General features: G+C 67.8%; 22 protein-coding genes. 10 read left to right on the top strand and 12 right to left on the bottom strand.

The window, feature by feature from the left end; all coding sequences use genetic code 11:
* Positions 1-14: 14 nt before the first annotated feature.
* Together HTZ84_RS18270 and HTZ84_RS18265 are read right to left on the bottom strand one after the other, a co-directional pair.
* Positions 15-1,808 (bottom strand): excinuclease ABC subunit C, encoded by a 1,794-nt coding sequence (locus tag HTZ84_RS18270; RefSeq protein WP_174681990.1) that lies wholly within the window; start codon positions 1,806-1,808, stop codon positions 15-17.
* A gap of 26 nt (positions 1,809-1,834) precedes the next feature.
* Positions 1,835-2,542 (bottom strand): hypothetical protein, encoded by a 708-nt coding sequence (locus HTZ84_RS18265; RefSeq protein WP_174681989.1) that lies wholly within the window; start codon positions 2,540-2,542, stop codon positions 1,835-1,837.
* A 130-nt stretch (positions 2,543-2,672) separates the two neighbouring features.
* On the opposite strand from HTZ84_RS18265, the gene HTZ84_RS18260 reads away from it, so the two are divergent.
* From HTZ84_RS18260 to HTZ84_RS18240, 5 genes are all read left to right on the top strand, one after another.
* Entirely contained in the window at positions 2,673-2,942 is a 270-nt protein-coding gene (locus HTZ84_RS18260; protein ID WP_008893431.1) for a hypothetical protein, read from the top strand.
* Positions 2,943-3,023: 81 nt separating this feature from the next.
* A complete protein-coding gene (locus HTZ84_RS18255) occupies positions 3,024-3,995 on the top strand; it encodes an ABC transporter ATP-binding protein (RefSeq protein WP_174681988.1) in 972 nt (323 codons plus the stop codon).
* Positions 3,992-4,966 carry an ABC transporter permease gene (locus HTZ84_RS18250; RefSeq protein ID WP_174681987.1) on the top strand — a complete coding sequence of 325 codons (975 nt, stop codon included), beginning with the start codon at positions 3,992-3,994 and terminating at the stop codon, positions 4,964-4,966. Before HTZ84_RS18255 ends, HTZ84_RS18250 begins: the two co-directional genes overlap by 4 nt.
* A gap of 151 nt (positions 4,967-5,117) precedes the next feature.
* Positions 5,118-6,089 carry an ArsA family ATPase gene (locus HTZ84_RS18245; RefSeq protein ID WP_174681986.1) on the top strand — a complete coding sequence of 324 codons (972 nt, stop codon included), beginning with the start codon at positions 5,118-5,120 and terminating at the stop codon, positions 6,087-6,089.
* A 116-nt stretch (positions 6,090-6,205) separates the two neighbouring features.
* Positions 6,206-6,799, top strand: coding sequence for a GNAT family N-acetyltransferase (locus HTZ84_RS18240; RefSeq protein WP_174681985.1), 594 nt, complete (start codon positions 6,206-6,208; stop codon positions 6,797-6,799).
* Between the two features lie 37 nt (positions 6,800-6,836).
* Here the strand turns inward: HTZ84_RS18240 and ligA are convergent, their stop codons facing one another.
* From ligA to arcD, 5 genes are all read right to left on the bottom strand, one after another.
* The gene (gene ligA, locus HTZ84_RS18235; protein WP_174681984.1) at positions 6,837-8,915 is read right to left on the bottom strand and encodes an NAD-dependent DNA ligase LigA; all 2,079 of its coding nucleotides are present in this window, start codon (positions 8,913-8,915) and stop codon (positions 6,837-6,839) included.
* Positions 8,916-9,009: 94 nt separating this feature from the next.
* Positions 9,010-9,399 carry a 2Fe-2S iron-sulfur cluster-binding protein gene (locus HTZ84_RS18230; protein ID WP_174681983.1) on the bottom strand — a complete coding sequence of 130 codons (390 nt, stop codon included), beginning with the start codon at positions 9,397-9,399 and terminating at the stop codon, positions 9,010-9,012.
* Between the two features lie 4 nt (positions 9,400-9,403).
* A complete protein-coding gene (locus HTZ84_RS18225) occupies positions 9,404-10,807 on the bottom strand; it encodes a selenium-binding protein SBP56-related protein (RefSeq protein ID WP_174681982.1) in 1,404 nt (467 codons plus the stop codon).
* A 70-nt stretch (positions 10,808-10,877) separates the two neighbouring features.
* Positions 10,878-11,264, bottom strand: a complete 387-nt coding sequence (locus HTZ84_RS18220; protein WP_174681981.1) for a 2Fe-2S iron-sulfur cluster-binding protein — start codon at positions 11,262-11,264, stop codon at positions 10,878-10,880.
* Positions 11,265-11,462: 198 nt separating this feature from the next.
* A complete protein-coding gene (gene arcD, locus HTZ84_RS18215; RefSeq protein WP_174681980.1) occupies positions 11,463-12,929 on the bottom strand; it encodes an arginine/ornithine antiporter ArcD in 1,467 nt (488 codons plus the stop codon).
* Between the two features lie 145 nt (positions 12,930-13,074).
* Here arcD and rio1 point away from each other — a divergent pair, with 145 nt between their 5' ends.
* A complete protein-coding gene (gene rio1, locus HTZ84_RS18210) occupies positions 13,075-13,950 on the top strand; it encodes a serine/threonine-protein kinase Rio1 (protein ID WP_174681979.1) in 876 nt (291 codons plus the stop codon).
* Positions 13,951-13,989: 39 nt separating this feature from the next.
* Here the strand turns inward: rio1 and HTZ84_RS18205 are convergent, their stop codons facing one another.
* Positions 13,990-15,642 carry a bifunctional metallophosphatase/5'-nucleotidase gene (locus HTZ84_RS18205; protein ID WP_174681978.1) on the bottom strand — a complete coding sequence of 551 codons (1,653 nt, stop codon included), beginning with the start codon at positions 15,640-15,642 and terminating at the stop codon, positions 13,990-13,992.
* Positions 15,643-16,018: 376 nt separating this feature from the next.
* Here HTZ84_RS18205 and HTZ84_RS18200 point away from each other — a divergent pair, with 376 nt between their 5' ends.
* Positions 16,019-17,257: a tryptophan--tRNA ligase gene (locus HTZ84_RS18200; protein ID WP_174681977.1), complete on the top strand. Its 1,239-nt coding sequence runs from the start codon at positions 16,019-16,021 to the stop codon at positions 17,255-17,257.
* Positions 17,258-17,279: 22 nt separating this feature from the next.
* Here HTZ84_RS18200 and HTZ84_RS18195 read toward each other — a convergent pair whose 3' ends face one another.
* Positions 17,280-18,923 (bottom strand): hypothetical protein, encoded by a 1,644-nt coding sequence (locus HTZ84_RS18195; protein WP_174681976.1) that lies wholly within the window; start codon positions 18,921-18,923, stop codon positions 17,280-17,282.
* Between the two features lie 130 nt (positions 18,924-19,053).
* On the opposite strand from HTZ84_RS18195, the gene HTZ84_RS18190 reads away from it, so the two are divergent.
* Positions 19,054-19,554, top strand: coding sequence for a metallophosphoesterase (locus HTZ84_RS18190; RefSeq protein ID WP_174681975.1), 501 nt, complete (start codon positions 19,054-19,056; stop codon positions 19,552-19,554).
* A gap of 206 nt (positions 19,555-19,760) precedes the next feature.
* On the top strand, positions 19,761-20,126 hold the full coding sequence (locus HTZ84_RS18185) for a helix-turn-helix transcriptional regulator (RefSeq protein WP_174681974.1): 366 nt from the start codon (positions 19,761-19,763) through the stop codon (positions 20,124-20,126).
* Between the two features lie 83 nt (positions 20,127-20,209).
* On the opposite strand, the gene HTZ84_RS18180 is transcribed toward HTZ84_RS18185, so the two are convergent.
* Positions 20,210-20,968: a proteasome assembly chaperone family protein gene (locus HTZ84_RS18180; protein WP_174681973.1), complete on the bottom strand. Its 759-nt coding sequence runs from the start codon at positions 20,966-20,968 to the stop codon at positions 20,210-20,212.
* A gap of 206 nt (positions 20,969-21,174) precedes the next feature.
* On the opposite strand from HTZ84_RS18180, the gene HTZ84_RS18175 reads away from it, so the two are divergent.
* Positions 21,175-21,732 (top strand): KH domain-containing protein, encoded by a 558-nt coding sequence (locus HTZ84_RS18175; protein WP_008893413.1) that lies wholly within the window; start codon positions 21,175-21,177, stop codon positions 21,730-21,732.
* Between the two features lie 82 nt (positions 21,733-21,814).
* Here the strand turns inward: HTZ84_RS18175 and HTZ84_RS18170 are convergent, their stop codons facing one another.
* Both HTZ84_RS18170 and HTZ84_RS18165 read right to left on the bottom strand, forming a co-directional pair.
* Complete coding sequence (locus tag HTZ84_RS18170; protein ID WP_174681972.1) at positions 21,815-22,120, bottom strand: hypothetical protein; 306 nt, start codon at positions 22,118-22,120, stop codon at positions 21,815-21,817.
* A gap of 37 nt (positions 22,121-22,157) precedes the next feature.
* Positions 22,158-23,408 carry an FIST signal transduction protein gene (locus HTZ84_RS18165; protein WP_174681971.1) on the bottom strand — a complete coding sequence of 417 codons (1,251 nt, stop codon included), beginning with the start codon at positions 23,406-23,408 and terminating at the stop codon, positions 22,158-22,160.
* Between the last annotated feature and the right edge of the window lie 120 nt (positions 23,409-23,528).

The raw sequence follows: 23,528 nt of genomic DNA, 5'->3' as shown, positions 1-23,528 counted from the left end.
CGGAAGCGAGCGCGTCAGAGCCGGGATTTGATCGTCTCGGCCGTCTTCTCGCCGATCCCCTCGACGCTCTCGAGGTCGGCGACGCTCGCCTCGCGGACGTTCTCGACGCTTCCGAACCGGCCGAGGAGTCGCTTTCTGGTCTCGGGGCCGACGCCGGGGACGTCGTCCAGCACCGTCTTGACCTCGTCGCGGACGGTCTGGTGGTACTGCACCGCGAAGCGATGGGCCTCGTCGCGCACCCGCTGGAGGAGGTGGAGGTGCGGTGCGTCGCTCGGCCACGAGAACGTCCGGTCGGGCGTGACCACGCGCTCTTCGGCCTTCGCCAGCGCGACCGCGGGCACGTCCCAGCCGACGGCGGCCAGCGCGTCGCGGGCGGCATCGAGTTGGCCTTCGCCGCCGTCGATCAGGAGCAGATCGGGGTCGGGCCGATCGTCGCGGCCCTCGACGGCGCGGCTGGCGCGCCACTCGAGGAGGGTCCGCATGTTGTCGTAGTCGTCGTTCTGATCGGTGAGTTTCTTCCGCCGGTAGTCCGCCTTCTCGGCGCTGCCGTCGACGAACGTCACGTTGCTGCCGACCGCAGACTTCCCCTGGGCGTGGCTCACGTCGAACCCCTCGATCCGCCGGGCCGCGTCGATCTCGAGGGCGTCGGCGAGCATCCCGCACTCGTCGCGGCCGCCGACGTTGCGGCGGGCGTTCTTCAGCGCGAGGTCGACCAGTTTGGCCTCCCGGCCGGCGCCGGGGACGCGGACCGAGACGCCCTCGGCCTCGAGCCACGCCGCGACCTCGCCGTCCCCGTGGCGTTCGGGCAGCAGCAGGGCGTCGGGCAGGTCGCGCTCGGCGTAGTACTGGACGATGAAGGCGGCCAGCACCGCTGGGACGCCGCCCTCCTCGTCTCCGGCGCCCTCGGCCGCGGGCGCCTCGAGGGTGTGACGGTCCCGGTCGACCAGTTTCCCGCGCTCGGCGCGCAGGCGGGCGACGGTCGCGTCCTCGCCCTCGATGGCGACCCCGAGGACGTCGACCGCGCGCTCGTCGCCGACCGACTGGACCGCCTCGCCGCCCTCGCCGTGGAAGGCCTCGACGGTCTCGAGGCGGTCCCGGAGATTGGCGGCGCGCTCGAAGTTCTGGTCCTCCGCGGCGGCTTCCATCTCCCGTCGCAGCGGGTCCGCGAGGATCCCCGTCTCGCCCTCGAAGAAGCGCTCGACCGCGGTGACGTCCTCGCCGTAGCTCTCGAGGTCGATCTCGCGGGTGCAGGGCGCGGTACAGAGCCCCATCTCGTAGTCCAGACAGGGGCGCTCGCGACCGCTGTACTTGTGGTCCGAACACCCGCGGACGCCGTAGGTCTCCCGCAGGGCCTTCACGACGGTCTCGACCTGCCCCTTGTCGGTGAACGGACCGAAGACCGTCGGCCCGCTCGCGGCTCCACCGCTCGCACTCGAGGCGCCCTGCGCCTCGCCGTCGGGATCGCGCGTGATCTCGATCCGCGGGGCCTCGTGGTCGGTCAACTGCACCATCGGGTAGGACTTGTCGTCCTTCAGCCGGACGTTGTAGCGGGGCTGGTGGCGCTTGATCAGGTTCGCCTCGAGCAACAGCGCCTGCGTCTCGGTGTCGGTGACGGCGATCTCGATCTCGTCGGCGCGGTCGACCATCCGGCGGATCCGCGCCGTCCGCGGATCGGCGTAGGAGCGGACGCGACTCCGGAGGTCGACGGCCTTCCCGACGTAGAGAGTGGTTCCCTCGGCCCGGAACTGGTAGACGCCGGGCTCGCGCGGCAGCGACTTCGCTCGTTCGCGGACCCCGTCGACGTTCATCGGCGGGGCTAGGTCGTCAGCGGCTTTCAGCCTGACTCATCGACCCCGGCAGTTGACGGATCGTTGGTCGACGGGCCGTCGATCGATGCGTCGTCGGTTGACGGATCGCCGGTCGATAAGCCGTCGGTCGGCGAGTCGCCACCGGCGTCGCCGTCCGCGGGCGACGTATTCGGGAGGATCGCCTCCTCGAGGGCGACCGCCCGCCCGGCCTCGAGGTCGGCGTCGGTGACCGGGAGCAGGATGTCGTCGCCGCCGCTGACCCGGAGGGCGAGTCGCCGCCATCGCGACCGGGCGTAGCCGGCGAAGAACAGGGCGGCGAGCGCGAGCAGGAGTCCGCCACCGACGAGGATCGAGAGATCGAACACCAACAAAATCGTCGCGAGCGTCTCGAGAGCGGCGTCGACGATACCGGTCGGGTCGCCGGTTGCGCCGGCGTAGTCGTCGGCGAGGCCGGCGAGATCGACCGTCGTGCCGATCAGTAGGAGGCCGAGCCCGAGGCACAGGAAGAGCGACCCCCAGAGGAGCCGTCCCGGCGCGCTGTCGGTTTCGACGGAGACCCGCGTGACGTTCGGCCGATCGGCGGATCGGTAGTTCGGCCCGTCCTCGTCGGGCGTAAAGGCCAGCACGCGACGGTTCGTGACGACGACCGTCGCCCGATCGAGGTCGACGCGGTGCTGTTCGCGCTCGCGCTCGTCCAGCAGCTGGTCGACGTGGTCGCTCCAGGTCTCCTGCATGGAGTAGTACGAAATCTCACCTCGAAGGGCAAGTACCTCGCGGAATCTGGCACTGCGTGAGACCGTCCACCCGGTGTCACCCGACGAGAGACGCGGTACATTCTCGGTCGTCGACACCGAAGGGCCGAGCATGAGTGAGTCGACGGTCCAGTGCTGGCTCGTCGAGCGCGACTTCGACAGCCGGAACATCGTGACGCTCGTCTACGCGACGCCCGACGGATCGCGGTATCAACAGCGGGAGCGATCGGGCCAGTCGCTGCAAACCGGCGCCGAAGTCACCGCGGCGGTCGACGTCCCCGAGGACGAACTCGAGCCGGTCGACGACGAGGAGACCCGGGACCGGTACGCCACGGAGGCCGAACGTACCGCCGAGCAGTACGGTCCCGACGACCCGATTTAGCCCATTTTTCCCCTCTGAGGGGCGGAATATTATCGCGGGAGAGTAACAACTCTTATCGGACGCGGGTGAGACCACACAGCTATGCCAGCTATTACAGTCGATACCCTGACCAAGTCCTACGGTCAGACCCTCGCGCTCGAGGATCTGTCGTTTCAGGTCCAAGAGGGAGAGGTATTCGGCTTTCTCGGTCCGAACGGCGCCGGCAAGTCGACGACGATCAACGTCATCCTCGACTTCATCCGGCCGACCGCCGGACAGGTCGAGGTTCTGGGAATGGACGCCCAGGCCAACAGCCGCGAGATCCGCTCGCGGACCGGCGTCCTCCCGGAGGGCGTCGAGACCTACGACCGCCTGACGGCCCGCCAGCACCTCGAGTTCGCCATCGACTCGAAGGGGTCCGACGACGACCCCGAAGCCCTCCTCGAGCGGGTCGGCCTCGTCGACGCCATCGACAAGAAGGCCGGCGGCTTCTCGAAGGGGATGTCCCAGCGACTCATGCTGGCGATGGCCCTCGTGGGCCAGCCGGACCTCCTCATTCTGGACGAGCCCTCGACGGGGCTCGACCCCAACGGCGCCCGCGAGATGCGCGAAATCGTCCGCGAGGAGAACCGCCGGGGCGCGACCGTCTTCTTCTCGAGTCACATCATGGAGCAGGTCGAGGCGGTCTGTGACCGCGTCGGCATCCTCCGGGACGGCGAGATGGTCGCCGTCGACACCGTCGAGGGGCTGCGCGACTCCGTCGGCGGCGGGACGACCCTGCGGGTCACCGTCGACCGCCTCGACGACGACACGCTCCAGGTCGTTCGCTCGCTGCCCGACGTCTCCGACGCCACCGTCGAGGGCGAGACGTCTCCGGCGTCTCGAGCAGACGGCGAAGCCGTCAGCGGCCGGAATCCGCCCGTCCTCGTCGTCCAGGTCCAGGGCTCCAAGACGGCCGTCCTCGGCGAACTCGAGGACCGGGGCATCGAGGTCAAGGACTTCACGACCCGCGAGGCCTCCCTCGAGGACGTCTTCCAGTCGTACACGACCGGCACGGAGGTGCACGCGCGATGAGCACCGAGACCGCAGCCGGATCATCGGGGTCGGGGTCGGGATCGGCCTCGAGTTCCGTGAATCTCGAGAGCGTCCGCGCCGTCGCGAAGAAGGACTTCCAGGACGCGGTCCGTTCGTGGCTGTTCTGGGGACTGAGCGTCTTCTTCTTCCTGTTGCTGGTCGGCGTCACGGGCGCGCTCTCGTACTTCGGTGCCGAGGTCTCGCCGACGCAAGCGGAGACGACCGGGGCGCTCGTCTCGCTGGTCAGCCAGATGACGCGGGTCATCATTCCGCTGATCGCGCTGGTGTTGGGCTGGAAGGCCATCGCCGGCGAGCGGGAGAGCGGGAGCATCAAGGTGTTGCTCTCGCTGCCCCACTCGCGAAAGGACGTGCTCCTTGGCAAACTGATCGGCCGAGCGGCCGTGCTGTCGCTGTCGCTGATCGTCGGGTTCGTCCTCGCGGCCGTCGTCGTCGCCGCGATCCTCGGGAGCTTCGACGTGGTCGAGTACGCCGGACTGCTCGCGATGGCGATCCTCTACGGCCTCGCCTACACCAGTATCGCCGTCTCGCTCTCCTCGATGACCAAGTCGACGACGATCGCCGGCGCCGCGGTCTTCGGCGTCTTCCTGCTGTTCTACGCCGTCTGGAACCTGCTTCTCACCGGACTTCAGATCCTGATGTCCCGGGGGACGATCGACGGCGTCGAATACACGCGGACCTTCGAGATGGCCGACGGAACGACCGAACAGATAACCGCCCAACGAGTGCCCGACTGGGCGCTGTTCATCGACTCGCTCGATCCGGGTAACGCCTTCGCGAACGCGCTCTCGATCATCAGTTCCACCGTCGAGGGCACCACGTATCCGGACTACTACTTCCCGGACGGCATGCCGTTCTTCCTCGAGGACTGGTTCTCCTTTATCATCCTGCTGCTGTGGATCGTCGTCCCGCTCGCGGTCGCGCTCTACCGGTTCGACCGCGTCGACCTGTAGACTGACGGCGTTCGCAGCGATTTCGTTCTTTTCGCCTCGCTTCGCGCTCGAGTCCTCACCCCGACTCGATCGACCTGCATCCGATCGCCAGCGATGACACTCCGGCGATCGTGGCAATCGATTTAGGTGTCCGTCGATCGTACGCGAGACCGTGACCGACTGCATCTTCTACGGCGGTAAGGGCGGCGTCGGCAAGACGACCTGCGCGGCGGCGACCGCCGTCCGACTGGCCGACGCCGGCCGGCAGACGCTGGTCGTCTCGACCGACCCGGCCCACTCGCTGTCGGACTCCCTCGAGGTCGATCTCGAGGCCGAACCCCGCGAACTCGATCTCGAGGGCGTCGGCGACGGTGACGGAAATCTCTGGGCCGTCGAGATCGATCCCGACACCCAGAAGGAACGGTACGAGAAACTGGCGCGAGCGCTCGCGAAGGACCTCCGCAGCGCCGGCATTCGGCTGGACGACGAGGAGGTCCGACGGCTGTTCGCCTCGGGCGCACCGGCCGGCAGCGACGAGATCGCGGCCCTCGATCTGCTCGTCGAGTACGTCGACGAGGGCGACTGGGACGTCGTCGTCTTCGACACCGCGCCGACGGGCCACACCCTCCGGCTGTTCGACATGCCCGAGGTGATGGGGCTGGCCCTCGAGACGGCCCAGTCGCTGCGCGGGCAGGCCAAGCGGATCGGCAACGCCGCCCGGACGGCAGTGCTCGGCCCGATGTCGATGATGGGCAGCAGTAGCGACGACGAGGAGGAAAGTCTCGAGGCGTTTCGCGCCCGCCTCGAGCGCGCTCGCGACCTGCTGACCGATCCCGAACGGACGGAGTTTCGGGTCGTCCTCCTGCCCGAGGGGATGGCCATCGCCGAGTCCGAACGGCTGGTGGGGACGCTACGGGAAGCCGACGTTCGGGTCGACCGCCTCGTCGTGAATCGGGTCTTCGAAGACCCCGAGGACGACTGCTCGCGGTGTCAGTCGCGCCACCAGCGGCACCTGAAACGGGTCGAAGAGGTCCGGGAGACGTTTCCCGATCTCGAGGTCGTGACGCTTCCCGAACGGGACGGAGAGGTGCAGGGCCTCGAGGCGGTGTCAGAGATCGCGGCGCGGTTGCCCGCCGAGGCGTGAGCCGGAGCACCCGTCGTCGACTCGCGACGTCCGTGACCCCGCCGCATCCTCCTCTCGATTCCGTAACGACTGTGCCCGAGCGAATAGTTTTTAGTTAATGACACGAAAGGAGGCGCATGTCGATGTTTCCCGTCGAGATGGAGAGCGAGCGACTCCGGTACGAGCGGCTCCATCCCGACGACTTCGATCCGTTCGAACTGTACGAACACGCCCGGGAAGGCGCGCCGGCTATCGATGAGATCACCGAGTACGTCACCTGGGACGCGTACGAACAGCCGAAGGAGGCGTTCGACTGGGTCTCGACCTGTGGCGAGGCGTTCGACGACGGCGAGAACGCGACCTACGCGGTCCGTCCGAAAGACGGCGACCGGGCGGGAGAGCTGGCCGGACTGGCCGGACTGCATCCCAACTGGGAGCAGCGGCTGGGGATTCTGGGTGTCTGGTTCCGAAAGCCGTTCTGGGGCCGAGGCTACTCGGGCGAGCGCGCCGGCCGGATGCTCGAGCTCGCGTTCGATCGACTGGACCTCGAGGTCGTCGCGGTCACCCACGACGCGGACAACGAGAACTCCCGGCGGGCCATCGAGGGGTACGTCGACCGGTTCGGCGGCCGGAGGGAGGGCGTGATCCGCAACGACGTCATCATCGGCGGCGAGCCTCGCGACTCCGTCCGGTACAGCATCTCGTGCGAGGAATGGGAGGAGAACCGATAACCGGTACCGTCGATAGCCGTCGATCGGTCCCGAGCAGCTACTCGAGGTCGATCCCGTACTCCGCCAGCAGCTCGCGGAACTCGTCCTCGTCGACGATCGGCACGTCGTTGGCCTCGGCGTCGTCGCGTTTGGTCTGTCCCGGGTTCTCGCCGACGACGAGGTAGTCCGTGTTCCCCGAGACGCTGCCCGTCGCGTTGGCACCGTGGGCCTCGACGGTCTCCTGTGCCTCGGACCGAGTGACGCCCTCGAGTGACCCAGTGAAGACGAAGGTCAGTCCCTCGAGTTCGTCGCCGCCGCTCTCGAGCTCCGACTCCTGGGGCGAGACGTGCTCGAGCAAGTCGTCGACCGCCGCGGCGTTGGCCTCGCTGGTGAAGAACTCGTGGAGCTGGTCGGCGACGGTCTCGCCGACGTCAGGTACGTCCTCGAGGCGTTCGGGCTCGTCCTCGGCGGCCTCGCGGAACGCGTCGAATGTGCCGAACTCGCGGGCGAGTTCGCGGGCCGTCGTCGGGCCGACGTGGGGGATGCCCAGCGCCGAGAGGAAGTCCGCGAGCGGCGGCTCGCGGCTGGCCTCGATTTCGGCGAGGACGTTCTCGGCGCTGGTCTCGCCCCAGCCCTCGAGGGCCGTGAGGTCCTCGCGGTCGAGTTCGTAGAGGTCCGCGACGGACTCGAGGAGGGCGGCGTCGACCAGTTGGCGGACGCTCTTCTCGCCGAGCCCCTCGAGATCGAGGCCGTCGTCGCCGGCGTAGTACTCGATCGACCGCCGGAGCTGGGCGTCACAGGCGAGGCCGCCGGTACAGAAGGCCATCGGGCCGTCCCGCTCGACGGCGCTGTCGCAGACGGGACAGTGGTCGGGCAGCTCGTAGTGGCCCTCGCCGTCCTTCTCGACGACCTCCTCGACGTAGGGGATGACGTCGCCGGCCCGCTGGACGCGGACCGTGTCGCCGATCCCGACGTTCTTCTCGGCGATCTCCTCGGGGTTGTGCAGACTCGCTCGCGAGACGGTCACGCCGCCGACGTCGACCGGTTCCAGGAGGGCGACCGGCGTCAGCCGACCCGTGCGACCGACCTGAACCGCCACGTCGACGATCGGCGTCACCTCCGCGCGGGCGGGGAACTTGTAGGCGAACGCGTAGCGGTCGTGACGGGCCGTCCGGCCCAACTCCTCGCGAGCCTCGCGGTCGTCGACCTTGATGACGGTGCCGTCGATCTCGTAGTTCAGGTCGTCGCGGGCCTCGAGCATCCGCTCGCGGTAGTCGATCGCCTCGTCGATGTCGGCCGCGAGTTCGACGTGTTCGGTAACCCGCAGCCCCCAGTCGGGAAAGCGTTCGAGTTCGGCGCTGTGGGAGTCTTCGAGGTCCGAGGCCTCGAGCACGTCGAAGAAGAACACCTCGAGGGGACGGTCGGCGACGATCGACGGGTCGAGCTGGCGGATCGTCCCCGCGGTGGCGTTGCGCGGGTTGGCAAAGGGCTCCTCGCCGCGCTCGATGCGCTCGCGGTTGTGCTTCTGAAAGGCGTCCTTGGGCATGTAGACCTCGCCCCGAACGGCGAGGAAGTCGGGGTAGTCGCCGTGGAGCTTCTGGGGAACGGAGCCGATCGTGCGCGCGTTGCGCGTCACGTCGTCGCCCTCGCGGCCGTCCCCGCGGGTCGCCGCGCGCTCGAGGCGGCCGTCCTCGTAGACGAACTCCATCGAGACGCCGTCGAACTTGGGTTCACAGACGTAGTCGACGTCACCGACCTCTCGCTGTACTCGATCCGCGAACTCCCGGACGTCCGCCTCCTCGCCGCTCTGGTCGATCGAGAGCATCGGCGCGACGTGCTCGACCGTCTCGAACTCCTCGAGCGGTTCGCCGCCGACGCTGCGCGTGGGGCTGTCGGGATGTTCGAGCCCGAAGGCGTCCTCGAGGTCCCGCAGGCGGGCGAACAAGGCGTCGTAGGTCCGGTCGGCGATCAGCGGTTCGCTCTCGACGTAGTACCGGCGGTCGTGTTCGCGGACGGCCTCCCGGAGCAGTTCGACCTGTTCGCGGGCCTCGTCCTCCGAGAGCTCCGCGACCGGCGCGAAGTCGGTCGGCGGATCCCGGAGGTACGGGTTCTCCGCGTCCTCGTCGGCGACAGACATTGCTCGAGGGTTGCCGCCCGCGCCCGTTAACGTTACTGACTGCCGCTCGAATGCGGGATCTCCGCTCGAGACGCGACCGGTTCGTCCGAATCGGTCACTTCCACGGGTTGTCCACCAGTTCGGTGTGGACGCTCGCGCCGACGGCGAGCCGGCAGCCGACTCGCGGCGAAGCGATGCAGAGAAGCACGTAACCGTCGGCCCGATGTCGGTCCTTCAGCGCTCGCGGCGAGCGACGGTACGAGAACGCGTCGGTGACGTCGATCGTACCGCGTTCGTCGTCGCCGGCCGCTGACTCTGCTCCGTCGGCCTCGAGCAGCCGCCCCGTACAGGTCCCGCAGGCGCCGGTGCGACAGCCGAAGGGAAGGGCGATGTCGGCGCGCTCGGCGGCCTCGAGGACCGTCTCGTCCTCGTCGACCGCGACGGTTCGCGTCTCGCGGTCGGCGTCGGGCCACTCGAGGGTCACGTCGTGGTGCTGTTTCGCCATCCGGTCACTGCCAGACGTCGCTGGTACAGTCGCCGTCGGGCCAGCGGATCTCGTGGGCGCGGGCTGGACCCTCAGGGCACTCGCCCCAGTCGACGAGGAAGTCCTCATCGAGTTCAATCGTGCCCTTTCGGGGGTCGACGTCAGCCTTCAGCATCACCGAGCCGCGCTCGCCCTCCTCTGGGTAGAACTGCTCGTCCCACGAGGAGAACAGCGAGGTGGTCCAGTAGAGCCGTTCGCCGTCCAGCGAGAGCTGGATCATCTGCGGCCCCGCGGACAGTTCGCGGCCCTGGACCTCCTGCACCTCGCCGAAGGTGCCCCCGACCGAGAGCGAGTCGGCCCGCCGCGGGTTCGACGGATCGGAGATGTCGTACATCCAGACCTCGCCGTGGAGCCAGTTCGAACCGAACAGGTAGCGGTCGTCCATCGAGATCAGGATGTCCGTCGGGAGCGCGGGGACCGGCATGTCCCAGTCGTCGTGCTCCCGGCTCTCGAAGTCGATGACCTTCTCGGCGCGGTACTCGCCGGACTCACCGTCGCGCCAGAAGTGGAAAATATTCGACGACAGCGCGGCCCCGACGAACCCGTGGGTCGACTCGGGGGTGTGGAGGAATCGCACCTCGAGCGGGATCAGCCCCTCCTCGCCGAGGTCGATGGTCTGCTCGACGGTGCCGTCCTCCCAGTCCCAGAAGTGGAGCCGCTGGCCGTAGTTGCCGGCCTCGACGTCCTCGAGGTCGAACCCCGGGTAGTACGTCTTCGGAGCGGCCCACTCGCTCGAGACCATCACGTTCTGGCGGGGCTGGTACCAGTAGTCGTAGTTCATCTCGATCTCGCCCGGCGGCTCCCACCGGCCCTCGATCTCGAAGTCGTCGTTCAGTTCGAGGAACCCCCCCGGCAACTCGCCGTCGGCGTCCCCGAGCATGCTGATCAGGATCTCCCCGTCCGGGATGCAGTGGACGGTGTGGGGTGCCGAGAGGTCGTACTCGAAGACCTCCTCGGGTTCGATCACCGTCTCGAGTTCCGGGTTGTGTCGATCCTTCGCGTCGATCACGTGGATCCGCGAGGATCGCTGGCCGGGAACGATCAGGTGTCGCCGCTCGAGGCCCTCCATGTGACACGACGAGGAACAGGCGTTCCACCCGAAGTGATGGAGTTCGTCGCCGCGGTTGGGGAGTTCGATCCGGTCGACGATCTCGCAGTACGTGTCGGAGTCGGGATCGAGGTCGACGACCGCGACGAAATCCGGCGCGTCGACGTCCGTGCCGACGTAGAGGCTCATCACGTAGGCCAGCTTCTCTCGGTCGCCCTCCTCGATGGCGGCCTGGGGCGTCGCGTAGCCGGGGCCCTCGTGGTCGTGGTGGTCGTGATCGTGCTCCGGTTCGACGTCACTGGGTGTGTTAGCATCGCTCATATTCCTTCCGACTACGAGCACGGAGATAAGTCTGGTCGGGGGGAGAGACATAGGGGTGGCGAGAGCGGCGTTACGCCCAGGGACTGTCGCCGACCTCGGCGTGCACTCGCGGTCCGACTTCGATTCGACAGTCCGACTGCGGGTGCGCGATACAGAGCAGGACGTAGCCGTCCGCCTGCTCCTCGTCGGTCAGCGCCGCCGGCGCCCGCCGATACGTGAACGCGTCCGCGGCGTGGGGCGGCCGTTCCGTCCCGTCCTCGGCCGACTCGTCGGCGCCCTCCTCGCCCTCGAGGGCGAGCAATCGACCGACGCAGGTGATACAGGTCCCCTCCCGACAGTCGTAGGGCAGCCGGGCGCCGGCCCGCTGGGCCACGTCGAGGACCGACTCGTTCTCGTCGACCGCGATCGTCTGCGTCGAGCCGTCGGTCCACTCGAGGGTCACGTCGTGGCTCGTCATCGTCCCCGTTCCGTCGGTACGCGTTTCGCGTGCAGTTCGACCATGACCGACGGTACGGCGGCCGACGAGAAAAAGTCCGCGCGTGGGTGCGATCGGTCTCACTCGAGTCGTCGTCAGTACCGCCCGCGGTTCGAGGTGTCGTCAGCGCCAGCCACGGCCCGGCTTCGAAACGGTGGACGAGACCCAACGACGACGACGCTATTCGACGGAGGGCGCCGGCGCGTCGGCTTCCGCCGGCGATTCACGTTCGGGGTCGTCCGTGTAGAAGATCCGCCAGCCGGTCGCGCCCATCAGGATCAGAATCAGCGGCGAGAGGATGCCGAAGAAGTAGTACGGGGCGTACTCGATCACCGGCACGCCGAGCGCCGAGGCCATGAAGACCCCGCCGGAGCCCCAGGGCACGAACGCCGACGTCGTCGTCCCGGACGCCTCGACCGCCCGCGAGAGGTTCCGGCTCTCGAGGTCGTACTCGTCGTACAGGTTCTGCAGCGTCATCCCGGGGACGACGATCGCCATGTACTGTTCCGCGGCGAGGAAGTTCATCGCGATCGTGCCCGCGGCCGTGCCGGCCGTCAGGCCCGCGACGCTGCTGACGGCCCGGCCGATGTGGTACGCGATCGCCGCCAGCACGCCGGTCTCCTGCAGGATACCGCCCAGCGCCAGCGCGGCCACGACGATCGAAACGACCCACACGGAGCCCTCGAGGCCGCCGCTCGCGAGCAGTTCGTCCGTGAGGTCGACGCCCGTTTCGGGGCCGGTCCCGAAGTGGACGGTCTCCCAGGCGGCGGCGAAGCCGACGCCCTGCACCGCGGTGCTGACCGCGACGCCGGCGAAGATCCCGGCGCCGAGCGACGGCAGCGCGGGGAAGCCGTAGAAGGCGAGCGCGAACGTGATGACCAGCGGAACGAACGTCAGCGGCGAGATCGCGTAACTGCTCTCGAGGCCGCCCTGGATCTCGGCGATCCGATCGACGGGGATCGTCCCGCTCGCGCTCAGGCCCAACACGACGAACAGGAGCAGCGAGATCGCGAACGAGATCGCAGTGCCGGGGCGCATCGCCCGGATGTGGTCCATCAGCTCCGTGTTCGTCACCGCGGCGGCGAGGTTCGTGGTGTCAGAGAGCGGCGAGTTCTTGTCGCCGGTGTAGGCCCCCGACAGGACGGCGCCGGCCGTCATCGCCTCCGGAATCCCGAGCCCGGAGCCGATCCCGATCATCGCGACGCCGAGCGTCCCGGCCGTCGTCCACGACGAGCCGATCGCGAAGGCGACGACCGCCGAGAGGACGACGGTGAAGGGGAGGAAGATCGCCGGCGAGAGGAACTCCAGCCCGTAGTACATGAGCGTGGGGATCGTTCCGGAGTCGATCCACGCCGAGATGAGCATGTAGATGACGAACAGGATGAGGATGGCCTGCAGGCCGGTCAGAATACTGCGACCGATCCCGTCGTAGAGGCCGCTCCAGGCGTAGCCGAAGTAGTACCGGCCGAACAGTCCCGCGAATGCGATTCCCCACAACAGCGGCATCTGCGGGTCCATCTCGAGCCAGATCATCCCGAGCGAGAGGAACAGGATCATTCCCGCGATAGGGACGAGCGCTTCCCCCAGGGACGGCCGCTTGTCCGCGGGGATTTCGTCGTAGGTCTTCGGTGTGAAGTCCAGTGCCATGAGCAGGTCGCACGCGTTTTTTCGACAGCGGATACAAATAGATCGCCGTTCCCCGTTCGCCGTCGACACCCGACATCGCAGCGGCCGGAACGGACCGGCGACCAGACCCAGTACTTTACCCGTCGGGGCGCCTACGACCGAGTAGATGGGAGAGGGAACGGAATACGGGCTGGTCGACCTCGAGGAGGTCGAGACGCCGGGCGACGAGTGGGAAGAGATCGACGTCTCGGACACCGAGGCCGACCGGATCGCTCGCAAGCGCGACCGGGAGTTCGAGCAGTTCGAGGAGCGCATCAAGGACGCCGACCAGTTCAAGGTCGAGCAGTCGGTGTTCGACGACGCGACCCTCGCTGCGCTGTACAAACTCGTCCAGGACGGCCACGTCGAGGCCTTCGGCGGGCCGCTGTCGACGGGCAAGGAGGCCAACGTCTACCACGCGCTGGGCGACGACCGCGAGGTCGCGGTCAAGATCTACCGGATCAACGCCTCGAACTTCCGGCAGATGCGCGACTACCTCGAGGGCGACCCGCGCTTCGAGGGGTTGGGCGGCAAGAAGAAGGACGTCGTCCTCGCGTGGACGAAAAAGGAACTGGCGAACTTGGAGCGGGCGAAGGCGGCCGGCGTCCGCGTGCCCGAACCGATCGCCACCGAGCGCAACGTGTTGGTCATGGAGTACATCGGCACCGACGACGGCCGCGCGAAACGCCTCGGCGAGGTCCACATCGAGAACCCCCAGACCGCCTACGAGGTCATGCGCGAGTATATGCGCCGCCTCTACTCGGCGGGGCTGATACACGGCGATCTCAGCGAGTACAACGTCGTCTTCGACCAGGACGAGGGCCAGCTCGTCTTCATCGACCTCGGCCAGGCCGTCACGGTCCACCACCCCAACAGCCGGGAGTTCTTAGAGCGGGACTGCCGGAACGTCGCCGGGTTCTTCTCGCGGCAGGGGATGGACGTTACCGAAGACGACCTCCTCGAGTTCGTCACGAGTCCGGAGCCGGATCCGTCGCGGGACTAAGAGCCGGGCTACCGTCTCCGAGCGCAGTCGAACCCGGCCTCAGACGACCTCGATCCGTCCCTCCGTTTCGGGTCCGATGACCTCGGCCTCCTGGACGGCCTCGATCGCGAGCGCCGAGAGCAGCGTCCCCTCGTCGGCTGGGACGAGCACGTCGCCGTCCGCGAACATCTCGTAGCCGTCGCCGCCGCCCGCGACGAAGTCGTTCGTCGCGAGTTCGTACGTCGCGTCGGTCTCGAGGGGCTCGCCGCCGACCGTGATCTCTTCGACGCGCTCGCCCGCGGGGGCGTCCGGATCGTAGGCGTAGGCCATCCCGCTGACCTGCGGGAACCGACCGTGGCCCTCCGCGACCGCACTCACGCCGAGTTCGATCGCCTCGCGAAGCGTCGCGCCCGAGACCTCGAGTTTCACCGTCCGATTGGGGAACGGGAGAATATCGACGATCGTCCGTCTGGTGACGCCGCCGGCCGCGTACAGCTCGTCGCTGCGGATGCCGCCGCCGTTCTGGAGGGCGACGTCGGCCTCGAGGTCCGCGCGCACGACGTCGGTCAGCCAGTTCCCGAAGTTCGACTCCTCCCTGCGGACCGTTTCGGTCCGCACGTCCAGGGGCTCGGTCGTCTCCCCGATGACGACGTCGAGTTCCGCCTCGAGGTCGGCCTCGTAGCTCTCGAGCAGCGATTGGACCTCCTCGTGGGGCGTGACGTCGCCGTTCTCGACCAGTTCGGCGAGGTCGAAGCGTCGGAACGAGTGATCGACGAGTCCGTCGCTCCCGACCTCGAGATCGAGGCGGCCGACGTAGTCGAACTCGTCGCCGACGAGGGAGACGACGGTGTCGTTCACCGACATCGGCTCGTCGCGCACGACGGCGGCGTGGTCGCCGACGGCGACGTCGATGCCGTCGACGGCCGCGACCAGATCCGCGGCGACGGGACTGGCGAGGTGCGAGAGCAGGACGACCACGTCCGCGCCCTCGTCGCGGAGTTCGCCGACGACGTCCGCGGCCGCGGTCTCCGGCTCGAGCACCTCGACGTGGTCGCCGACGGAGGTGACCTCGGGCGTGTCCACCGGCGCGAGTCCGGTGATTCCGAACCGGACGCCCTCGATCTCCTCGACGGCGTAGCGCCGAGCGCCCTCCTCGGCGGCGAAGACGTCGCCGGTGCGCTCGTCGCGGACGTTGGCGCTCACCCACGTGAACTCGCTGTCGGCGACGTTCTCGCGGAGGCTCGCCGGGCCGTTGTCGAACTCGTGGTTGCCGTACGTGTCGTACTCGAGGGGGGCCGCGTTGAACAGCGAGACGATGTGGCCGCCGTCGAAGACCGAGGACTCGACGGACGTGTGCAGATCGTCGCCGTTCCCGACGACGAGCGCGTTTCCGTCGGGCGCGTCGGCGGCGAGATCGCACATCAGCCCGAAGTAGTTCGCGACGTTGAGCGCCTCGTCGGGCGACCCCATCGATCCGTGCAAGTGCGTATCATGGAGCAGTCGGACGGTCGTCGTCGACCCGTCGTCGGTCGACTCCTCCGGCTCCGTTTCTTCGGAATCGGGGTCGCCGGAATCGGTGGCGTTCTCGTCACCGTTCCCCTCGTCGTCCGTCGTTTCCTCGCCGAACAGGCACCCCGCCAGCGCGGTGACGCCCGTCGCACCGGCGTACCCCAGCAGTCGCCGCCGTTCGATATCGGTCGTCCGGTCGGTCATACGCGGACCCTCTCGCGGAGCGCTGATATTCCTATCGGAAAATTTATACTAAAACAACAACACGCAAACGTAGCGGGATGCGTCTCGGGGAGACACGATAGGCCCCTCTATTGGCATCCATAGTCGATGGAGGGGCCTCGAGAGACGACCGTTACGCCCGATCTCGAGAACCGAAACCGTTAGAGTCGCCGACAGGCTACGGATCGGTAATGGCGTCCGCTCTCGAGTGGCACTGGCGCTGGCAGCTCCCCTCGAGAGCGGACAGTTCCGTCGCTGCGGGCGACGCGGCCTAACCCGGCGGCCGCGGCGGCGGGCGCTCCCTTCGCTCTGGTTCTCGAATCGCGTTCCGACCGCCGCAGTCGCACCTACGAATCCGATGCCAGCACCATCCGACACGCCGAACAGCACCGACAGCGAGACGAACGCCGACTCACCCGCCGAGGCGACCGCGGCCGCCGACGGGTTCACCGTCACGCCCTACGCCGTCGACGGCGAGATCGACTACGAGAAACTGCTCGAGCGCTTCGGCGCCGATCCGCTCACCGACGCGCAGATCGAACGCTTCCCCGACCACCCGCTGCTCCGGCGGCGGACGTTCTACGCGGGCCGGGGCGTCGACCGCTACCTCGAGGCCGCCGCGGCCGGCGATCCGCACGCGATCGTCACCGGTCGCGGGCCCTCGGGACCGATGCATCTGGGCCACGTCCTCCCGCTGTCCCTCGCGAAGCGCTTTCAGAAAGCGACGGGCGCGACGGTGTACATCCCGCTCTCGGACGACGAGAAGTTCCTCGCCAGGGACCAGTCGTTCGAATCGATCGGCGAGCACGCCCGCGAGAACCTGCGGGATATCCTCGCCGTCGGTTTCGATCCCGACCGGACGCGGATCGTCGTCGACACCGCCGACGCGGACGTGGTCTATCCGATCGCGGTCCGACTCGCGAAGCACCTCACGCCGGCGACGGTCGAGGCCGTCTACGGCGAGCAGGACACCGTGGGTCTGCAGTTCTACCCCGCCGTGCAGGCGACTCACCTCCTGCTCCCGCAACTCGTCGCCGGCCGGCAGCCGACGCTCGTCCCCATCGCCGTGGATCAGGATCCGCACGTCCGCGTCTGTCGCGACGTCGCCGCGAAGGAGGCGCTACCGGTCGACAAACCGGGCGCCCTGCTCGGGCGGTTCCTCCCGAGCCTCGAGGGACCCGGCAAGATGAGTTCCTCCGGGGACGCGCCCTCGATCGAACTCACGGACGACCCCGAGACCGTCGCCGAGACGATTCGAACCCACGCCTATACCGGCGGTCGGGCGACTCTCGCCGACCACCGCGAGAAGGGCGGCGATCCGACCGTCGACGTCCCCTTCCAGTACCTCCGGTTCTTCTTCGAACCGAACGACGACCGCCTCGAGCGCATCGCCGCCGACTACCGGGCGGGCGACCTGCTCAGCGGCGAGTTGAAGGAGATCGCGATCGACCGGATCACCGAGTTCCTCGCCGACCACCAGCGCCGGCGCGCGGAGCTGGGATCGCTCGAGTCTGAATTGGAGCCCTATCGGCTGACGTCAGAAGAGCGGCGGCGGGCGCTCGAGCGGGCCGGCGTGCCGACGGGACTCGAGCCGTAAGTCCGCTCTCGAGTCCTCGTGATCATCGGATCGTGTACTCCGCGTACGTCTCCACGGCGCGGTCGATGGCCGCCCTCGAGACGGCCAGCGCGATACCGATCGTCAGGAGGACGGCGGCGCTTCGAACGAGCGGTGCCGGAACGCCGAGCACCGCCGTCACCGTCTCGGTGACCAGCGGGACGGACGCGACGGCCGCCGGCAGACAGACGGCGGCGAGCGCGACCCCGATCAGTCCGAGTCGGATGAACGACGCGCGACCGATCTCCCCGTAGATCATCGCGCTGGTGAACGGATACGGCATCGGGTAGATGTCCCGATACCGGACGTCCATTCCGAGCGCCGTCGCGACGGCGACGCTACAGCAACACCACGCGACGCTCGCGGCGGTGATCAGGACGGCCTCGAGAACGCCGATCGAGCCGACCAGTCCGGCGCCCAGCGTGAGCAGCGCGGTCGGCGGCGCACCGGCGGCGACGCCGGCGAGGATGGTTCCTCGGACGAACTCCCGGCCGGAAACTGACGTGAGCGTCATCGGTAACACGGGGTACTCGGCGCCGAGCACCTCGCTTCCGAACCCCTGTCCGACGCCGGTCGCACAGACGAACGCGATAGATACCAGCGCGAGCGGCGGGACGTCCCTCACCGTGCTCGTGTAGAGAGTGATTCCGGTCAGACCGAACAACGGGAAGCAGATCATTCCGAAGAACGCCACCGACACCCGCCACTCCTGGACCCACCGCTTCCGGGCGACGGTCAGGGCGGGGCGCGAGACGTAGCGTCCGAACAGCCGCCTCGAGAGGCCGTCACCGACGAGCGATCGCGATCCGGCCGTCAGTTCGGCAGCGTCCGCTTCCTCGCCGAGGACTCGATCGGCGATCGCGACTGCAGCGATTACGCCACCTGGAATGCCGACGGCGAGTACCACCAGCGCACCGAGGCCGCGACGTGAGACGGTGTCGATTTCCGGGACGGCGATCAGCCCCAGATCGACGAGCCACGCGCTCGGCGCTCGGCGAGCGAGCTCCGTCACCCGATCGAGCGGGAGCACGATGACGACGACGGACCCGATCAGCCATATCACGCCGATCAACGCGTACCGCAGGACGGATCCCTGCCGAAGGACGGCAGTAACGCGCGCGGGAACGAGACTCCAAGCGAAGACGACCACGGTACCGATCACCGCCGCGAGCGTGACGCCACCGCCGACCGCGACGGCGATGGCCACGGCAGTCGACGGGGACCGAACGCCGGCGGCGAACCCGACGGCCCCGCTGCAGACGGGGAGGAGCCACGGCAGCGCCACTCGGCTATAGACGGCGAGGGCGATCCCGACCACGAACTCGCGGGTGGTAACCGTCGTCAGCAACAGGTCGGTTTCGGCGCGTTCGAGTTGCCGCGACGTCGCCTGTGCGAAGACGACGATCGCGGAGAGCAATCCGACGGTCGCTCCCGTCCGCACGGTCTCGAGCGGGAACGCGAACAGGTCCCGGGAAACTGCTGCCCCGAGACCGTACGCACCGATGCCACTGACGATCGAGAGCGCGATCAGTGCAATGCCGAGAACGAGACGAAGGCTTCGCGGACGGCCGCGTTTCCGCCGTGCACACGTCACTTCGATCCAGGCGATTCGGACGCTGCGGCCCGACCAACCAGGGACCATCACCATACTAGATGGTGACAGAGACAGAACATATTAATTCTAACAATCGCTGTACGAGCGACGCCGTGGCGAAGACGGGTCGGCTACGAGCGACGACTCCTCAACGAATTAGTGGCTCGCCCGCGCGTACTCCCGTATGAACATCGGGATCGTTGCCGACACCCACGACAACGTCGCGGCCATCGAGCGAGCGACCGAAATCTTCGCCGAGGAAGGCGTCGAGATCGTCATTCACTGTGGCGACTTCGTCGCGCCGCTGATGGTCGACTACTTCGAGGCGTTCGAACTCCACGGCGTCCTGGGGAACAACGACGGCGACGTCGCCAACTTGCAGGCCGCGTTCGACGCATTGGGCGGCGAGAGCGAACTCCACGGCCGGTTCGCCGGCCTCGAGTTCGACGGGCTCTCTGTCGCCGTCCTCCACGGGGAGAGTCTCGAGGAGGTCGAGGCGATCGCGGCCGGCGAGACGTTCGATTTCGTCTGTTACGGCCACCACCACGAGCGCGAACTGTCCGAGGAGGGCCGAACGACGGTCCTCAACCCCGGTGCGCACGTGCTGGCGGCAGACGAGGATCGCACGGTCGCGATCGTCGACACCCGTTCGGAGTCGGTCCGGTTCCGGTCGGTCGACGAGTGACTTGGGCCACCGCGCGCTCGTCACCGCGACCGCTCGATTCGGTTCGACTCGAAAACGGAGGCCGAAACCTTATTAATCCAATAACATATAATTAGCCAGTAGAAATTGATGAATTAGATGATTACGACCCCGAACCACCGTAGCTGGCCGAAAAAGTATTATCGACCTCTGTACTCTTTCGGCTATGCCGGTAATAAGGACTAGCAATGTGTGACGATCTACCACCCGTCGACGGATCCGGAACGGGGCCGTGCCTCGACGATTTCTTCGCCGTCTTCGCGAACTACCGGCGGCGGTGCGTGCTCCACCATCTACGAGAGGAACAGTGTGTATCGCTCGGAGCCATCGCCCGACAGATCGCGGCGTGGGAGCGCGCGTATCGGGCCGAGATCGACTCCGAGAACCTGATCGATCGAATCGAGACCGAACTGATTCACACGCACTTGCCGAAATTACGCGAGGTGAACCTCGTCGAGTACGACCGACAGTCTTCGATCGTCGTCTATCGCGATCCGCCCGCCATCGTCAGCGCGCTTCTCGATCTCTGCACCGACCGCGATATTCCGAAGTGAGGAGGCGTCCGGTCGCGGATCGGAACGCGACACTCGTCGGCACCGCGATCCCGTCCGGACGTTCGTAATCGCTCGAGTGGGACTCACATGAACATTCGATCCTCCGGAAAGCTCCGACTTCCGGCGCCCTCGTTGGCCTCCAGCGTCGCCATGCGATCCGCGAGTTCGGCGTAGTGTCGCTGCAGCTCCGCGGCGCGTTCGCGGAGCTGATCGTCGTCGATCTCGAGGTCGTAGACCGTTCGCAGGAGGTCCAGATACCGCAGCGCCGCCTCGAGGTCCGGACCGGGCGGGTGCGTCGGGGTGACGTACGCGCCGAGCGGCGGGGCGTCCCCGTCGAGACTGCGGGCCGTCAGTTCGCCGGCGACGCCGTCGAGCACGCCGCCGCTGGCCGGCGACACGTCCGCACCGTCGAGTCGCCGGTCCCCGTACGCCGGGGTGGCGACGTAGCAGACGTCGTGCTCGTCCGGACCGTGCGGGTACGGAATTCCGTGCAAGACGGCCAGCTCGTCGATCTCGGTGGTATCGAGCCACTCCAACAGCCCGTCGGCGAACGCGTCGGCCGCCCACACCGGGACGAACAGTTCACTGAGCACCGCGCAGTAGCCGGCCCGCGGGGCGGCGTACACGCGCATCGGGTGTCGCGGGACGCCGTCCTCGACCGGCGTGATGTCGGGCAGTCCGCGGGCCCGGACGTGACCGACCTGCTCGAACTCGAGGTGCGAGACGAGGTAATCGACGGCCGTGAGTCCCGCCAGCCCCGCGTTCGAGAGGCCGACGAGCAGGGGGCCCTCGAGCGCCTCGTCGCTCTCGACGGCGACCTCGTACGCTGGATCGGAAGCCATGAGAGCCCTACGCGGGAGCGACTCTTCAACGTCGCACCTCCATTTTCCGGCGACGGTAGCGGGACTCGAGCGGCCCTCGAGATCGGTTCCCCCTCCCCCCGCCGCGGCCGCCGCGAGGGGGCGCCCCGAGCGTCGTGGGACCGCTCCCCGCAGACCCTGAACGCTCGGACCAAGGTCTTAACCTCACCCAGCCAGTATCGGGCAGTATGCAACACGTGAAGATTCCGCAGGACCGCATCGGCGTCCTCATCGGCGAGGGCGGCGAGACGATGCGCGAGATCGAAGCGGAAGCGGAGGTGCGACTCGACATCGATTCGGAGAACGGCTCCGTCGCCGTCGAGACCGTCGGCGATCCCGTCCGCGGGCTCAAGGGCCCCGAGATCGTCCGCGCCGTCGGCCGCGGCTTCGCGCCCGACGCGGCGCTGCGCCTGCTCGAGGACGACATGATGCTGTTCGACGTCGTCGACATCGACGCCGCCGCCCGCAACAAGAACGACATGAAACGCAAGAAGGGCCGACTCATCGGCGAAGGCGGTCGGACCCGCGAACTCATGGAGGAGCTCACCGGCGCCGACGTCGTCATCTACGGCTCGACGCTCGGCATCATCGGGACGCCCGAACAGGTCGACGCCGTCCGCAGCGCCGCCGAGATGCTCCTCGACGGCGCGCCCCACGGCGCGGTGTACTCCTTCCTCGAGGAGAAACACAACGAGATGAAACACCAGGGGATGGAGTACCACCGGTTCCCGGGCGGCCAGTCCTAATTTCGAAGTCTCGAGTTCATCGACCGGCTCTACGGACGGTCTCTTTCGCCGCCGAATAGAACGGAACGAGTCTCCTCGCGAGTCACATGTGTTTCGCGAGGTTCTCCGGCAGGTCGACCTCCTCGCGGTCGCACATGTTCTCGAGGCGACGGGCGATGAGGAACGCGGCCACGTCGCCGGCCGTCGCCACGTACGCGCCGACGAGGTCCCCGAGGACCGCCCGGCCGTCGCGTTCGACGTCGACGACGGTCCCGTCGCCGTCGACGACGAGTCCGTCGACGGAGTCGGCGCACTCGATCGCGTCCGCCGGCCCCAGAATGTCCTTCTCCCGGTCGATCGCGGCCTGAATCAGTACGGTGTAGCCGGGGGTTTCGTCCGTCATGGACATGGGTTAGGCGCTCTCGCCCGTCGCGGCGGACGCGGGGTTACAGTGATTCATTGGTGATAACCTCGATGGCGATGCTCTGGTGGTGGACGTCCTGACGCATGAGCGACCGCGGATCGTCGTTCCACAGCGGGTTCGGCGTCGCGATCTCCCCGTAGCTGTAGAAGCCGGCGACGGGAACGTTCGGGCCGACGCGCTCCCTGACGATGTCGAGTTCGGCGTTTCGCGTCTCCTCGTTCGACAGGTGGTACCAGCGGCAGTTGCAGTCGAACACCAGCACGGCCGCGATATCGTCCGGCCCGCCGGCGGCCGTCAGCGCCCGATCGACGGCGGTCTCGACGCCGTCGAGGACCGCGTCGGCCGACGTATCCATGACCGTCAGTTCCTGACCCTCCTCGAGCGGTTTCTCGCCGACGATCATCGATCCCGTTTCCTCGTCGACGTCGGTCATCATCGCGATGTGGGTCTCCTCGCCGTCGTCGTCCGCGCCGAGGGGATGGGTCATCAGGAAGTGTTCCTGGGTTACCCGGTCGCCGTAGCGGTCGCGGTAGGCCTCCAGTGCGGGTTTGTCGTCGAGTTCGTAGAGGCGGTTGTCCTCGGCGCTCGTCACGATGAACGTGTGCTCGGTCTCGCGCAGGCCGTTGGCGACGCCGATGCCGGTCTTGACGTCGACGTCCATCGCGGCGACGGCCATCGAGTCCTCGACCGGTTCGCCGTCCCGGTAGACCCACGTCGAATCGAGCTTCCAGTCGTCCCCGGCGAACCCGCCGGCGACGTGCGCCCAGCCCAGCGCGTCCTGGACGCCGATCAGGGCCCACTCCTTGCTGCCGGTCAGGCCCGGGCCGAACGCGTTCACGAGCAGCTTCGGATACCACCGCCGCCGCCCCGACTCGGACGCCGAAACCGACGTCGGGACGGGGCCGTCGTCGAGGTCGTCCACGGCCGCCGAGGCCGCTTCCATTCCCGCCTTTCTCGAGAACTCGGCGAACTCCGGTGCGGACCCGACGCCGGGGCGAATACCGTCGCCCGCGAGCGCGAGCACGACGACGCTTTCGGTGTACGACTGCGCGTGGGCGATTTCGCCGGCCGTCGAACAGCCGACGACCGGACAGTCGAGTTGGGCCTCGATACCGCCGAGTAACGCGGCCTGATCGTACTCGCTCGAGCCGAACGCGTACGCGATCCGTTCCTCGCCGCCGAGGTCGTCTCGTGCGGCGCGGGCTGCGCGGCGGCCGGCCGCCGTCGAGTCGTCGTCGGTCGCGTGGCCGACTCCGGCGAGAATCTCACTCATCGATGCTAAGGCAAGGATGGAAGTACACTCACATAAACGTACTGTCCGTCACAACGGCAGAGACGTCTCCGTCGCCGCGAGTCGGCGACGAGCGAAGCGCCGGCGAAAGCCGCACGCGAC

The organism is Haloterrigena gelatinilytica, from assembly GCF_013342145.1.
GTDB lineage: Archaea > Halobacteriota > Halobacteria > Halobacteriales > Natrialbaceae > Haloterrigena > Haloterrigena gelatinilytica.
This window is presented reverse-complemented; position numbering and strand designations above follow the sequence as displayed.

Excerpts from the sequence above, each read along its gene's own strand:
- ligA (WP_174681984.1), bottom strand. The coding sequence starts at position 8,915 with ATGTCTGTCGCCGACGAGGACGCGGAGAACCCGTACCTCCGGGATCCG.
- HTZ84_RS18230 (WP_174681983.1), bottom strand. The coding sequence starts at position 9,399 with ATGGCGAAACAGCACCACGACGTGACCCTCGAGTGGCCCGACGCCGAC.
- HTZ84_RS18265 (WP_174681989.1), bottom strand. The coding sequence starts at position 2,542 with ATGCAGGAGACCTGGAGCGACCACGTCGACCAGCTGCTGGACGAGCGC.
- HTZ84_RS18250 (WP_174681987.1), top strand. The coding sequence starts at position 3,992 with ATGAGCACCGAGACCGCAGCCGGATCATCGGGGTCGGGGTCGGGATCG.
- HTZ84_RS18180 (WP_174681973.1), bottom strand. The coding sequence starts at position 20,968 with ATGGCTTCCGATCCAGCGTACGAGGTCGCCGTCGAGAGCGACGAGGCG.
- HTZ84_RS18200 (WP_174681977.1), top strand. The coding sequence starts at position 16,019 with ATGCCAGCACCATCCGACACGCCGAACAGCACCGACAGCGAGACGAAC.
- arcD (WP_174681980.1), bottom strand. The coding sequence starts at position 12,929 with ATGGCACTGGACTTCACACCGAAGACCTACGACGAAATCCCCGCGGAC.
- HTZ84_RS18220 (WP_174681981.1), bottom strand. The coding sequence starts at position 11,264 with ATGACGAGCCACGACGTGACCCTCGAGTGGACCGACGGCTCGACGCAG.
- HTZ84_RS18240 (WP_174681985.1), top strand. The coding sequence starts at position 6,206 with ATGTCGATGTTTCCCGTCGAGATGGAGAGCGAGCGACTCCGGTACGAG.
- HTZ84_RS18260 (WP_008893431.1), top strand. The coding sequence starts at position 2,673 with ATGAGTGAGTCGACGGTCCAGTGCTGGCTCGTCGAGCGCGACTTCGAC.
- HTZ84_RS18165 (WP_174681971.1), bottom strand. The coding sequence starts at position 23,408 with ATGAGTGAGATTCTCGCCGGAGTCGGCCACGCGACCGACGACGACTCG.
- HTZ84_RS18225 (WP_174681982.1), bottom strand. The coding sequence starts at position 10,807 with ATGAGCGATGCTAACACACCCAGTGACGTCGAACCGGAGCACGATCAC.
- HTZ84_RS18255 (WP_174681988.1), top strand. The coding sequence starts at position 3,024 with ATGCCAGCTATTACAGTCGATACCCTGACCAAGTCCTACGGTCAGACC.
- HTZ84_RS18195 (WP_174681976.1), bottom strand. The coding sequence starts at position 18,923 with ATGGTGATGGTCCCTGGTTGGTCGGGCCGCAGCGTCCGAATCGCCTGG.
- HTZ84_RS18190 (WP_174681975.1), top strand. The coding sequence starts at position 19,054 with ATGAACATCGGGATCGTTGCCGACACCCACGACAACGTCGCGGCCATC.
- rio1 (WP_174681979.1), top strand. The coding sequence starts at position 13,075 with ATGGGAGAGGGAACGGAATACGGGCTGGTCGACCTCGAGGAGGTCGAG.
- HTZ84_RS18270 (WP_174681990.1), bottom strand. The coding sequence starts at position 1,808 with ATGAACGTCGACGGGGTCCGCGAACGAGCGAAGTCGCTGCCGCGCGAG.
- HTZ84_RS18170 (WP_174681972.1), bottom strand. The coding sequence starts at position 22,120 with ATGTCCATGACGGACGAAACCCCCGGCTACACCGTACTGATTCAGGCC.
- HTZ84_RS18205 (WP_174681978.1), bottom strand. The coding sequence starts at position 15,642 with ATGACCGACCGGACGACCGATATCGAACGGCGGCGACTGCTGGGGTAC.
- HTZ84_RS18185 (WP_174681974.1), top strand. The coding sequence starts at position 19,761 with ATGTGTGACGATCTACCACCCGTCGACGGATCCGGAACGGGGCCGTGC.
- HTZ84_RS18175 (WP_008893413.1), top strand. The coding sequence starts at position 21,175 with ATGCAACACGTGAAGATTCCGCAGGACCGCATCGGCGTCCTCATCGGC.